The sequence below is a fragment of the Paenibacillus sp. genome, assembly GCF_031177825.1.
In the GTDB taxonomy this organism is placed as follows: domain Bacteria; phylum Bacillota; class Bacilli; order Paenibacillales; family YIM-B00363; genus Paenibacillus_AE.
Genome location: NZ_JAPSKE010000013.1, coordinates 145,929 through 155,969, shown reverse-complemented (window position 1 = coordinate 155,969; position 10,041 = coordinate 145,929). Strand labels below are relative to the sequence as shown.

Below are 10,041 nucleotides of genomic sequence, written 5' to 3'. Positions count from 1 at the left end.
GCAGGAGACCGCGGGTTCGAATCCCGTCGGCTCCGCCATTTTTTACGGCTTGGTAGCTCAGTCGGTAGAGCAATGGACTGAAAATCCATGTGTCGGCGGTTCGATTCCGTCCCAAGCCACCATTTTCCAAGCAACATCGGTTTACCCCATGGGGGATTAGCGAAGTGGCCAAACGCGGGAGACTGTAAATCTCTTCTCTTACGAGTTCGGTGGTTCGAATCCATCATCCCCCACCATTACGATTTGCGGACGTGGCTCAGTGGTAGAGCATCGCCTTGCCAAGGCGAGGGTCGTGGGTTCGAATCCCATCGTCCGCTCCAAACGACGCGTGCCCTTAGCTCAGCCGGATAGAGCGTTTGACTACGAATCAAAAGGTCAGGAGTTCGAATCTCTTAGGGCACGCCATTATAAATACGAGCCATTAGCTCAGTCGGTAGAGCACCTGACTTTTAATCAGGGTGTCGAAGGTTCGAGTCCTTCATGGCTCACTTTGTTTCATATGCGGTTGTGGTGGAATGGCAGACACGCTATCTTGAGGGGGTAGTGGGCGTACGCTCGTGGAGGTTCGAGTCCTCTCAACCGCATTCCTTACATAAGCGGACGTGGCTCAGTGGTAGAGCATCGCCTTGCCAAGGCGAGGGTCGTGGGTTCGAATCCCATCGTCCGCTCCATGATGTAAAAACAACGGGACGTAGCTCAGCTTGGTAGAGCACCTGGTTTGGGACCAGGGGGTCGCATGTTCGAATCGTGTCGTCCCGATACTTATATATGGAAAAAGGGTCAAGCCGATGAGCTTGGCTCTTTTTTTGCTTCAACGAGTTAATAAACTGTTAATAGTTCCTTTAGAAGGATTCAATCGGCGTTGTCTATAATGAATAACAAGAGGAAACGTTTCCCCGAATCAAGCCGTTACATATAAGGAGAGATACTATGAAAGTCAGCAAGAAAGCGATCCCTGTCGTCGCCTTCGCGCTCGGCGCGTGCGTCTTCGTATCGACGGCGCTCGCGGATATGGCGCTCGGCACCGGCTACGACCGGTTGAAGGAAGCGGCGAAGCATACGGCCTCGCAAATGGAGGCGGAATTACAAAATTATACGCTGGAAGCGTCCTTCACGTTGAAGGACAATAACCGAATCCTTCTTCAATCGTCCAGCGTGAAGAAGATCGACACGGTCAAACAGGCGTCCATCGAAACCGAAGTGTCGAAAACCGGCAGCGGGGAAACGACGACGGGTCACTACAGGTACAACGATATGGAGCGGACGATATGGAAGTCCGACGAGGAAAATAAATATTACGTCTCGGAATACGTCGACAATCCGTTCGGACAGGAGCGCAGCCCATTCGCGAACCCATTCCGACGAGACGGCGCAGCAGAATTCGAACGCATCGTGGACGCCTTGGTCGGAAGTTTGAAAGAGCAGGTGCAGGTCGAGGAAAGGTCGGACGGGGGCATAACGTACTCGGGTACCTTAACCGAGGCGCAGGTGCCGGCTGTCGTCAACGCCGTAGCTTCGTTCGCGGTGAAACAGAGTATGAACGAGCAAAGCCATATGGACCCAGAACAGCGTCTGCCCGAGTTAACCAGCGACGTCTTCGTGAAGAAGATATCCGGAACGGCAGTCGAGAGCGAGTCGGGCTTGTTGGAGCAGGCGACGGGCGAAGCGATCCTATCCGGGAAAGACGCCGCAGGCGAGGTACACGATCTGACGTTGAGCGTGATCGTAACCTTAACTGACATAGGGACGACAGCGGTCGAGGCGCCGGATCTTCGGAATGCGGCGTTCGAGAAGGTCAGCAGATCGGGCATTACGGAAATGTACGTGGGAACCTACCGGAACGACATCGTCATGGAGAAGGACGGCAAGTTCCTAAAGGTCGGCGAAAGAACGCTAGAGATCACGGGCGTGGACGGGGATAAAGTATCGGGCAAGTATTCCGAGGCGGTCAAGCCCGGATTCGAGTCGGAGTACGGCGAACCGTACGACTTTACGTTCGAATACGAGCCGGACAGTTCCAAGCCGATGTCGTTCTTCACGTACGCCAACCCGCAAGGCGAGCAAGAGTACGGCCAGTTGTCTCCAGGCGGCGCGGGCAGGCTTTATCTCAACTTGAAGATCGAAATCATAGACGACACCTCGTACCGTTCCAACGATAAACCGTATTTCAACGGAGAGTTTAACCGCGTGTTCGAAGAGTAGAAAACAAAGGCTGTCCCAGCGGCGCTAATCGTCGCGGGGACAGCCATGTCAACGTTTCGGGAGATGTGGCCAACGATGAGGAAAGCGAAAGCGATCGAAATGATCGGTTTAACGAAGATGTACCCGAACGGTCGGGGGATGCGCGACTTACATCTATCGATCGACGAAGGGGACATCTTCGGGTTTCTGGGACCGAACGGTTCCGGGAAGACGACCGCCATGAAGATGATGACGGGGTTAATGAAGCCGGACAGCGGCGAGGTGAAAATTTTCGGAACGAGCGTGCAAACCGACTATGTCCAAGCGATGAAGCACGTCGGGTGTATTATCGAGACCGCGGAATCGTACCCGTATTTAACCGCGAACGAGAACTTGAAGTTATTCGCCCGATTTTATCCTCATGTAGATCAACGGAGAATCGACGAGTGCCTGGAGATCGCCGGCATGCTGAAATATAAGAACGAAAAATCGAGGAAGTTTTCGCTCGGGATGAAGCAAAGGCTCGGGGTTGCGGCCGCGATCTTGTCCAATCCGAAGGTATTGATTCTGGACGAGCCGCTGAACGGCTTGGACGTCGAGGGGATGCTCGATATGCGGAGATTGATCAAGCGGCTATCGGAGGAGGAAGGCACGACGTTCTTCATCTCCAGCCACTTGATTCACGACGTGGAGCTGACCTGCACCCGAATCGGCGTCGTCTACGGCGGGAAGCTCGTGAACGAGGATTACACGCAGAACATTCTAAGCGATTACGCCTCGCTGGAACATTACTTCGTAAGCGAGGTGGAGCGACATGGAAGGGTTTAAAGCCGCTTTCCGCAACGAAATGTTCAAGCTGTTCAAGCGCAAGAAGATGAACGCGGCGGCCATCTTGGCCATCCTTGCCGTCGTAATCGGGCAAGTCGCGGTGACTGCGGCGAAGCACGGACTCGGGCTTCGGATCGCGGGAGGGACCGAATTTCCGTTGGTCGTGTTGTCCGCCTTTTCCTATACGCTCTTGCCGTTATTCGCGGCGTTCGTCGCGATCGATATGTTTAACGGCGAGTTCGCGTCCAATACGATGAAAATTACGCTCGCGAGACCGGTATCCCGCCTCGGAGCGTTCAGCGCCAAGGTGGCTTCCGTCGCTGTTTTCATTGCGGACAGTCTGCTGTTCGTTATGGCGCTTTCCTTGGCTGCGGGGCTCCTCTTCAATCCGTCGACCGCGGGGTTGGGCGGGGTAGCGAGAGTGATGGTGTCTTATGTCGTGACGTTCCTGCCGGTTTTCGTGTTTTCGCTGCTCGTCGTATTGCTGTCGAACGTGCTTCGGGGAGGTTTAGCCGTTTTCTTCCTATCGGTGCTTCTTTTTCTCGGCTTCATGTTCTTAAGCGTCCTCTTCCCGAATGCCTCCAGCTTCCTAATCACGTCCATGTTCGATTGGCATGCGCTGTGGATTTCGGAGAAGATCAACGTTTTCAAGATCGTTCGGCAAGGTTTGATTATGACGGGGTTCGGCGTTATGCTGTTTACCGCGGGGTTTATGTTATTCGACCGCAAAGACTTATAGGAAGGTCGTCCGAATGCAGGTAACCAAACGGTTTTTCGCGATGAACGCCCTAGCGATGCTGGGATCTTTCGCTTTCGCCTTGCTCTCCGCCGTCATCTTCGTCGCGGTGTATATGAGGGTGATCGGCCCGGAGGCGAACCTGAACGACATGCAGCGATTATTCGAGACTCGCGCGGGAATCGGAGAAATCAAGAACGAAGCGGCATCGATGGATTTCGATCAGCTGCTCGAGGAACGATATCTAGAACAGCTGACCGACCGCGTCGAGATGTTCGGAGCGAGCGCGATCATCGTTCGCAATCGAACGGTGTTGTACGCGACGGAACCGATGAGCGCCGTCGACGCCGAGAGGAGCTTGTTGTTGTCGGAACATGCCGGGGGGCTGGATACGCTGGAGCTTGCCGGAACGACGTATATGTTCGCGAAAGCCGAATACAAGCTTGCCTCGGGAGAAGAGGGCGTTCTGTTATTGCTTGCCCCGATGAAGCTGAAGTCGAACTTCTACCTTCTCCTAGGCGTGGTGACGCTCGGCGTCTTCTTCCTGACGTTCCTTCTGTTGAACTTGTGGGTTTCCTACCGGTTCTCGCGCGGCGTGATCGAGCCGGTCTCCCGTTTGAGGGACGCCGCCGTGAAAATCAGCGAAGGCGATTTGGACGGAGGCATCGCGGAGGAGGGCGAAGGGGAAGTCAGAGAGCTGTGCAGGACGCTCGAGCTGATGCGCATCAAGCTGAAGGAATCGATCTACATTCAGCACAAGTATGACGAGAATCGCAGTTTCCTCGTGTCGAGCATATCGCATGATTTGAAAACGCCCGTCACATCCATCCGAGGGTATATCGAGGGAATTCTGGACGGGGTCGCGCATACGCCCGATAAGGTTAAGGATTATTTGGAGACGGCCCGTTCCAAGGCGCTGCAAGTGAACGCCATGATCGATGATCTGCTCCTCTATTCTAGATTGGACCTGAATCAGCTGCCTTATCACATGGAACGAACGGACCTGGAACGGTATTTCGCGGATTGCGTCGAAGATCACCGCTACGAATATGAGCAGGCGAACATGCAGCTGACGTTGCGAAGCGAGCTGGATGGACAAGTGATCGTGTTCATCGATCGCGAACGGATGAAGCGCGTCGTTCAGAACGTTCTCGACAACGCGAAGAAATATATGAAGAAGGGCGATGGAGTCGTAACGATTGTGCTGCGAGCGACGTCGTCGTCCGCGGTCGTGGAAATTCGCGACAACGGGCTAGGCATTCCGGAGGATGACGTGCCTCACATTTTCGAGAGGTTTTATCGAGCCGACCCGTCAAGGAGAAGCGCGGAAGGCAGCGGTCTCGGTCTCGCGATCGCGAAGCAGATCGTCGAGGGACACGAAGGGAAAATATGGGCGCGAAGCAACGTCGGGGAAGGCACCCGCATTATGATATCGCTTAGAATGTTATAACGAGGCCGGTGATGATCGTGAAACGAATCTTGATCATAGAAGACGATCCGAGTATCGCGAATTTACAGAAGGATTATTTGGAACTCAGCGGATATTCCGTCACGGTCGCCGATAACGGAACGGACGGGTTGGCGATCATGGAACGGGAACGGTTCGATCTGATCGTGTTGGACATTATGCTTCCGGGCGTCGGCGGCTTCGAAGTGCTGAAGGCGGTTCGGGAGAAGGAGGACATTCCCGTCCTCCTCGTCTCGGCCAGAGCGGAAGAAATTTATAAAGTGAACGGACTCGGCCTCGGCGCAGACGATTACATTACGAAGCCGTTCAGTTCCGGCGAGCTCGTGGCGCGGGTGAACGCGCACTTGAATAAGTACGAGCGAATGAAGGAGCGGTTCGGAAAAGAGCGGGAAGGCACCAAGCTGACGGTGCGCGGGCTCGAAGTTCATAAGGAGTCCCGAAGAGTGTTCGTGAACGGGAAGGAAGTCGCGATGGCGCAGAAGGAATACGAGCTGTTGTTGTTTCTTCTCCAGCATGCGAACCGCGTGTTCGACAAGGAAGCGCTGTTCGAACGGGTTTGGGGCATGGATGCGCTCGGCGACGCGTCGACGGTTACGGTTCACATCGCCCGAATCCGGGAGAAGATCGAAGACAACCCTTCCAAACCCCAATATATAGGGACGGTATGGGGGTCAGGGTACCGGTTTATCGTATAACCGAAGAGAGGAAGGAGGGACCCGATCACGAGAACAGAAGCGCTGCACGCGAAAGCAGATGTGCTGAAGCAGTATGAAGTGTACGGGTACCGGATCGCGGTGTACCTGTTAGGGGACGAAGCATCGGCGGCCGAGGCTTCGAAGGATGCGCTGGCGGAGCTTTACCGGACGGACGCGTTCTTCCGCCAGCCCTCCGCGCTTCAGGAGCGAACCGCGAAGCAAGTATTCATGAGGCACTCCTTGTCGGCGAAGGCGTCGTCCCGAAGACGTCCTTCCTAAGCGCCGTATTAACTAATTGTGTACCAAGCTCAATGCGTTAATGTTATCTTACGGAATTTATTATGAAATATACGGTACTGCGAGAAAAGAGCGGGGTTCGCGTCAATGCGAACCCCGCTCTTTTGGCGTTCGCTCGGACGTTCAGCTTACGTTCAACTAAGGTTCAGGGTCGATTCAGGCAAGAGGGTTACAATCCGTTATGTACATGAAACGAAGGAGTGCATCCCGGATGGCGATCGAAGTGTTTAACCGCTACGAAAACAAATATTTGCTCGACGACGAAGCCTATCGGCGCGTGTACGATCGGCTGCTCGAATATATGGAGCTCGACGAATACAACAAGCAGCATCCGTTCTATTCGATCGGCAACATCTACTTCGACACACCGAACGACGCGCTGATTCGGAAGAGCCTCTCCAAGCCGAAATACAAGGAGAAGCTCCGGCTCCGGGCGTACGGCGTCCCAAAGCCGGGAGCGAAAGGCTACTTGGAGCTTAAGAAGAAGGTGTTCGGCTTGGTGAACAAGCGAAGGACGTCTTTAACGCTCGACGAAGCGTTCGATTTCGTCCGTACGGGCGTCGAGCCGGAGCATAAGGATTACATGAACACGCAAGTGCTGCAAGAGATTCATTATTTTTTGCAGCGATACGATCTCGAGCCGAAGGTGTATCTGGCTTACGAACGGAAGGCGATGTTCTGCATCGGCAACCGCGATCTTCGCATTACGTTCGACACGAATATTCGCTCCCGCCGATACGACCTTAGGCTCGAGGACGGGGATTACGGCGAGCCGCTGCTCGAATCGGGACGCTGGCTGATGGAAGTGAAAGCGGAGAAGACGATCCCGATGTGGCTGTCGCGGATGTTGTCCGAGCATCGGATGTTCCGGACAAGCTTCTCGAAATACGGCAACGAATACAAGAAATACGCTGCGAACGGAAAGATTGGTAAGGAGGCCGCCATTTATGCTTGAATCCATCGAATCGCTATTCTCGTCAGCCGCCGCGGCGGCGACGCCGGAACTGACGTTGTCCCATGCGTTGACAACGATCTTGATTTCGATTTTGCTAGGGGGCGCGATCAGCTTCACGTACATGAAGACGAGCAACCGTAACGTCTACTCGCCGAATTTTACGCTGACCATGATGCTGCTGCCCATGATCGTCGCGATCATCATCCTTCTCATCGGCAGCAACATCGCCAGAGCGTTCAGTCTGGCCGGCGCGTTCTCCATCATCCGGTTCCGAAGCGCGCCGGGGGACCCGAAGGACATTGCGTTCGTGCTGTTCACGATGGCGGCCGGTCTCGCCGTCGGCGTAGGCAGCTTCGGTTACGCCGTCCTGTTTACCGTGCTGCTCTGCGCCTTGATGTTCCTGTTGAGTTACTTCAAGTTCGGGGAACGAAAGACGACGCAGCGGTTATTGAGAGTAACGATCCCGGAGGATTTGGGGTACGAAGAGGCGTTCGCCGAAGTGTTCCGCACATTCGGAATCGCCTACGAGCTGAGGAAAGTCCGGACGACCGAGTTAGGCAGTTTATACGAGTTGGTGTACGTCGTCACGATGGATCAGGGAACGAATCAGAAGGAGTTTCTGGACGCCGTCCGGTGCCGGAACGGGAATTTGGACATTACATTGACGATGACGCCGACGATGAACGAAATCTAAATCGATACGAAAAGAGGACGAACGAGATGAAAACGGAACATAAACGGTTCAAGTTATGGGCTTTGCTCTTCTGTTTCGCCGCGGCGTTGTCCGCGTGCGGCGGAGCCGAGGATCCGGCGTCGACGGAGACGGTGGCCGCGGTCGCGGAGACGACGGCGGCGCAGACGGACGGGAGCGCCGAAACGTCGGCGGCCGTCGCTGCGGATTCGCCCGTACCGGCGACATACGAGGACGAAGATCTCGCGGCGGATTGGAGCGCGGAAAACCCGACCGCGATCGACTTGAACGCCGAAGCGGGGCCGGTGAAGATTACGGCCGCAGGAACGTTCGTGTTAAGCGGAAAGCTGAGCGACGGCGGCGTCGTCGTCGAGGTTTCGAACGAAGAGAAGGTGCGGATCGTCTTGAACGGCGCGGACATTCGAAACGCATCCGGTCCCGCCATCGAGATCGTAGAGGCGGAGAAGGTGTTCTTAACGCTGCAGGAAGGTTCGAACAACGTCGTCTCCGACGGCTCGACGTATGCCGATACGGCCGAAGACGCGCCGAACGCCGCCGTGTACAGCAAAGCGGATCTCGTCGTGAACGGGAGCGGCTCGCTGGTCGTACAAGGCAATTATAAAGACGGCTTAACGAGCCGAGACGACTTGAAAATCGTGAGCGGCTCGATCGAGGTGCACGCAACCGACGACGGCGTCGTAGGACGCGACTTGTTGGCAGTCAAAGACGGCTCACTGACGGTCGAAGCGGGAGGCGACGGGCTGAAGTCGACGAACGATACGGAAGAGGGAAGAGGGAATATCGCGATCGAGGGCGGCGCGTTCGTCATCGACGCCGGCGGCGACGGGCTGCAAGCGGCTGTGTCGGTAAGGGTCGACGGCGGTTCGTTCGACATCGTCTCCGGGGGCGGCAGCGCCAACGGCGAGGTGCACACGGACGATCAAGCCTGGGGCATAGGGATGGGAGCTCGACAGCCGTCCGAATCGACCGCGCCGTCCGCGACCGCAACGGCGACGACGGCAACGGCAACGACAACGGCTGCGGATGCGACGGACGCCGCGAGCATGAAGGGGGTGAAAGCGGCATCCCATATCGTAGCGACCGCCGGTACGATCGCGATCGATTCGGCCGACGACGCGATCCACAGCAACGGATCGATCGCGATCGGCGGCGGAGAATGGAACGTCTCCTCCGGCGACGACGGGCTCCATGCAGACGCTTCGATCGTCGTCGAAGGCGGCAACCTCGTCATCGCGAAGAGCTATGAAGGAATCGAGAGCGCGGTCGTCACGATCGCTGGCGGCGACGTCCGCGTCGCGGCCGACGACGACGGCGTGAACGTCGCTGGCGGCAACGACGGTTCTTCGGCCGGCGGCCGTCCGGGAGAAGATGCGTTCGCCGGTTCCGGAGACTACAAGCTTGTCATCACGGGCGGTACCTTGATCGTGGATGCGGAAGGCGACGGTTTGGATTCGAACGGCTCGATCGAGATGAGCGGCGGCACCGTCGTCGTATACGGTCCGACTTCCGCCGGCAACGGAGCTCTGGACTACAACGGCTCCTTCGAGCTGAGCGGCGGCTCGTTGGTCGCCGCGGGAAGCGCGGGCATGGCTTCGGCGCCTTCCGACGGTTCTACGCAAGCGTCCATTCTTATGACGTTCCCGCAGACGCAAGCCGCCGGTACGACGGTTCGCGTGGAGGACGCCTCAGGCAAAGAGGTCGCGGCGGTCGCGCCGACGAAGGCGTTCCAGACGATCGCGATCAGTTCTTCGGGTCTGCAGCAAGGCGGCGCTTACACTCTCTATACGGGGGATACGGAAATCGTCTCCTTCGAAATCGCGCAGTCCGTCACTTGGTTGAACGAGTCGGGCGTGACCGAAGCCCAGTCCGGGGGACCCGGAGGATTCGGCGGCGGCCGCCGCCCTGCCGGCGGCGAGCGGCCGGCGTCGCCGCAGCCGTAACGAGTGCAAGGATAGGCTTTCGCACGCATCGCTTCAAGGCGCGTATTCCCGCATGGGAATACGCGCCTTTTTCTATGTCATCGTGCCATCCGCGAACTTTCAACTCATCCTCAAGAGGGACTCAGATTACTCTCCTATACGGCGGTTATATACAAATCTATTGCGGCGAGCAAACGACGATCGAAGCGACGTTCGGCGACCAAGCGTCGACGCAGACATCTCCGATCGT

At 56.4% G+C, this 10,041-nt stretch carries 9 protein-coding genes and 8 tRNA genes; all 17 read left to right on the top strand.

The window, feature by feature from the left end:
* The first annotated feature begins 46 nt into the window (after positions 1–46).
* The 17 genes from RIN49_RS16490 (at position 47) to RIN49_RS16410 (ending at position 9,812) form a co-directional block, all read left to right on the top strand.
* Positions 47–122 (top strand) — tRNA-Phe (locus RIN49_RS16490).
* Between the two features lie 28 nt (positions 123–150).
* A tRNA-Tyr gene (locus tag RIN49_RS16485) sits at positions 151–236 on the top strand.
* Between the two features lie 9 nt (positions 237–245).
* Positions 246–320 (top strand) — tRNA-Gly (locus RIN49_RS16480).
* Between the two features lie 8 nt (positions 321–328).
* Positions 329–405, top strand: a tRNA-Arg gene (locus tag RIN49_RS16475).
* Positions 406–415: 10 nt separating this feature from the next.
* Positions 416–488, top strand: a tRNA-Lys gene (locus RIN49_RS16470).
* 13 nt (positions 489–501) lie between these two features.
* Positions 502–584, top strand: a tRNA-Leu gene (locus RIN49_RS16465).
* 12 nt (positions 585–596) lie between these two features.
* Positions 597–671 (top strand) — tRNA-Gly (locus tag RIN49_RS16460).
* A gap of 14 nt (positions 672–685) precedes the next feature.
* Positions 686–759: transfer RNA gene (locus tag RIN49_RS16455), tRNA-Pro, on the top strand.
* A gap of 171 nt (positions 760–930) precedes the next feature.
* Positions 931–2,202, top strand: a complete 1,272-nt coding sequence (locus RIN49_RS16450; protein WP_309121257.1) for a hypothetical protein — start codon at positions 931–933, stop codon at positions 2,200–2,202.
* 75 nt (positions 2,203–2,277) lie between these two features.
* The gene (locus tag RIN49_RS16445) at positions 2,278–3,009 is read left to right on the top strand and encodes an ABC transporter ATP-binding protein (protein WP_309121256.1); all 732 of its coding nucleotides are present in this window, start codon (positions 2,278–2,280) and stop codon (positions 3,007–3,009) included.
* Positions 2,996–3,748, top strand: coding sequence for an ABC transporter permease (locus RIN49_RS16440; RefSeq protein ID WP_309121255.1), 753 nt, complete (start codon positions 2,996–2,998; stop codon positions 3,746–3,748). Before RIN49_RS16445 ends, RIN49_RS16440 begins: the two co-directional genes overlap by 14 nt.
* Positions 3,749–3,761: 13 nt before the next feature.
* A complete protein-coding gene (locus RIN49_RS16435; protein ID WP_309121254.1) occupies positions 3,762–5,195 on the top strand; it encodes a sensor histidine kinase in 1,434 nt (477 codons plus the stop codon).
* 17 nt (positions 5,196–5,212) lie between these two features.
* The gene (locus tag RIN49_RS16430) at positions 5,213–5,908 is read left to right on the top strand and encodes a response regulator transcription factor (RefSeq protein WP_309121261.1); all 696 of its coding nucleotides are present in this window, start codon (positions 5,213–5,215) and stop codon (positions 5,906–5,908) included.
* A gap of 60 nt (positions 5,909–5,968) precedes the next feature.
* The gene (locus RIN49_RS16425) at positions 5,969–6,187 is read left to right on the top strand and encodes a hypothetical protein (RefSeq protein WP_309121253.1); all 219 of its coding nucleotides are present in this window, start codon (positions 5,969–5,971) and stop codon (positions 6,185–6,187) included.
* A 229-nt stretch (positions 6,188–6,416) separates the two neighbouring features.
* On the top strand, positions 6,417–7,160 hold the full coding sequence (locus RIN49_RS16420; protein WP_309121252.1) for a polyphosphate polymerase domain-containing protein: 744 nt from the start codon (positions 6,417–6,419) through the stop codon (positions 7,158–7,160).
* Positions 7,153–7,854: a DUF4956 domain-containing protein gene (locus RIN49_RS16415; RefSeq protein ID WP_309121251.1), complete on the top strand. Its 702-nt coding sequence runs from the start codon at positions 7,153–7,155 to the stop codon at positions 7,852–7,854. Before RIN49_RS16420 ends, RIN49_RS16415 begins: the two co-directional genes overlap by 8 nt.
* Before the next feature lie 26 nt (positions 7,855–7,880).
* Positions 7,881–9,812: a carbohydrate-binding domain-containing protein gene (locus RIN49_RS16410; RefSeq protein ID WP_309121250.1), complete on the top strand. Its 1,932-nt coding sequence runs from the start codon at positions 7,881–7,883 to the stop codon at positions 9,810–9,812.
* The last annotated feature ends 229 nt before the right edge of the window (positions 9,813–10,041 follow it).

What these genes read in the sequence shown, in the direction of transcription:
- RIN49_RS16415 (WP_309121251.1), top strand. Translation starts at nt 7,153, where the DNA reads ATGCTTGAATCCATCGAATCGCTATTCTCGTCAGCCGCCGCGGCGGCG.
- RIN49_RS16440 (WP_309121255.1), top strand. Translation starts at nt 2,996, where the DNA reads ATGGAAGGGTTTAAAGCCGCTTTCCGCAACGAAATGTTCAAGCTGTTC.
- RIN49_RS16450 (WP_309121257.1), top strand. Translation starts at nt 931, where the DNA reads ATGAAAGTCAGCAAGAAAGCGATCCCTGTCGTCGCCTTCGCGCTCGGC.
- RIN49_RS16445 (WP_309121256.1), top strand. Translation starts at nt 2,278, where the DNA reads ATGAGGAAAGCGAAAGCGATCGAAATGATCGGTTTAACGAAGATGTAC.
- RIN49_RS16435 (WP_309121254.1), top strand. Translation starts at nt 3,762, where the DNA reads ATGCAGGTAACCAAACGGTTTTTCGCGATGAACGCCCTAGCGATGCTG.
- RIN49_RS16420 (WP_309121252.1), top strand. Translation starts at nt 6,417, where the DNA reads ATGGCGATCGAAGTGTTTAACCGCTACGAAAACAAATATTTGCTCGAC.
- RIN49_RS16410 (WP_309121250.1), top strand. Translation starts at nt 7,881, where the DNA reads ATGAAAACGGAACATAAACGGTTCAAGTTATGGGCTTTGCTCTTCTGT.